The 1,886-nt window shown below is 65.2% G+C and carries 1 protein-coding gene; it reads right to left on the bottom strand.

Annotated elements, in window-relative coordinates; genetic code table 11:
- Positions 1 to 130: 130 nt before the first annotated feature.
- Entirely contained in the window at positions 131 to 1,738 is a 1,608-nt protein-coding gene (locus BRAO375_RS01660) for an acyl-CoA synthetase (RefSeq protein WP_009025708.1), read from the bottom strand.
- Between the last annotated feature and the right edge of the window lie 148 nt (positions 1,739 to 1,886).

Here is a 1,886-nt window from a genome sequence, read left to right on the forward strand (position 1 = left end):
GCCACGCGCACCGAGCGTGCCGACAGCCCCTCACCCGGATTGCATCTGACGATGCAATCCGACCTCTCCCCGCAAGCGGGGAGAGGTACGCAAGTCGCGCCATCGTGCCTTAATTGAAATAAGCGCGTCCCTACCCCCGCGCCCTCAATTCTCGCCGCAGCACCTTGCCCGTCGCCGTCATCGGCAGGCTGTCCGTGAACTCGACATGGCGTGGATATTCATGCGCCGCGAGCTTCACCTTGACGAACTCCTGGATCTCCCGCGACAGCGTATCATTTGCAAAGAAGCCCGGCCGCAGCACGATCCATGCCTTGACGGCCTCGGTGCGCACGGGATCGGGAATGCCGACAACGGCGGCGAGCGCCACGGCCGGGTGCTTGAGCAAGGTGTCCTCGATCTCCGCCGGGCCGATGCGGTAGCCGGCGGAGGTGATGACGTCGTCCTCGCGGCTCGCATACCAGAAATAGCCGTCGGGATCCTGGGTGCCGAGGTCGCCGGTCAGCAGCACATCGCCCGCGAACTTCTTCTGCGTCGCCTCCGGATTGCGCCAATATTCGATCATGGTGCAGGGGTTGGGCTGGCGCACACCGATGATGCCCCGCTCGCCACGCGGCAACTCCTCGCCCCTGTCGTTGACGATCAGCACCTCGAAGCCTGGCGTCGCCTTGCCCATCGAGCCCGGGCGGATCGGAAACAGCTTCGCATTGTTGCCGACGACGAGATTGCACTCGGTCTGGCCGTAGATCTCGTGCGCGTCGATGCCGAAGGTCGCTCGCACCCAATCGAGCAGCTCGGCGCCGAGCGACTCGCCGCCGGTGAGGATGCTGCGCAGCTTGACGCCGTCATGCTTGACGTTGGCCTGACGCATCAGCTTCAGCGCGGTCGGCGGCAGGAAGACGTTCCGGATCTGGTAGTCCGCCATCAGCTGCATCGCCGCCTGCGGCACGAACTTCCTGGCGCGATAGCCGACCACGGGCACGGCGTGATACCAGGCCGGAAACAGCGCATCGAACAGTCCGCCGATCCACGCCCAGTCCGCCGGCGTCCACATCACGTCGCCGGGCTTCGGCAGGAAGCCGTGCACCATCTCCACATTGGGCAGATGGCCGAGCAGCACGCGATGAGCGTGCAGCGCGCCCTTTGGGTTTCCGGTCGTGCCGGAGGTGTAGATGATGATCGCGGGATCGTCGCTCGATGTCGCGACAGTCGGGAAGCGATCGGAGGCGCGCTCCAGCGTCGGCCAGAACGGCCGGGCTCCGCTGCCATCGCCGTCGGTGACATAGATCGTCTTGAGCTCCGGCAGCTGGTCGCGAATGCGGGCAAGCTTGGCGAGGCCCGTCGTGTCGGTGACCACGACTTTGGCGCCGGAATTTTGTAAACGAAATTGCAGTGCGTCCTCACCGAACAGCGTGAACAGCGGTACCGAGACCAGGCCGGCGCGGAAGGCGGCGAGATGGACGATCGGCAGCTCGAGGGATTGCGACAGGAACACCGCGACGCGGTCGCCCTGCGCAAGGCCATCGGCCTTCAGCACATTGGCGAAGCGGCAGGATTGGTCACGCAGCTCGTCGAACGAGACGCGGCGGGCGGCGCCATCCTCCTCGACCACGATCAGCGCCAGGCGTCCCGAGCCGTCAGCGTGGCGATCGCAGGTCGCGACGGCGATGTTGAATTGCGCCGGGATCTCCCAGCGGAAGTCGCGAGTGAGCTGGTTGTAGTCGGACGTTTCCTGAAGCATGGCGGAGGCGTTTCCCTCTCGGTTGTTAGTTCGAGCGCCGGCTCGGTCTCTCACCTCTCCCCGCCTGCGGGGAGAGGTCGGATTGCATCGCAAGATGCAATCCGAGTGAGGGGGTAAAGGTCTATCGGCGCACACTTCCTGTGTGGCT

This window comes from Bradyrhizobium sp. ORS 375 (genome assembly GCF_000239775.1).
GTDB lineage: Bacteria > Pseudomonadota > Alphaproteobacteria > Rhizobiales > Xanthobacteraceae > Bradyrhizobium.

Bases quoted from the DNA above. Each gene is read 5' to 3' on its own strand.
- BRAO375_RS01660 (WP_009025708.1), bottom strand. From the start codon at position 1,738: ATGCTTCAGGAAACGTCCGACTACAACCAGCTCACTCGCGACTTCCGC.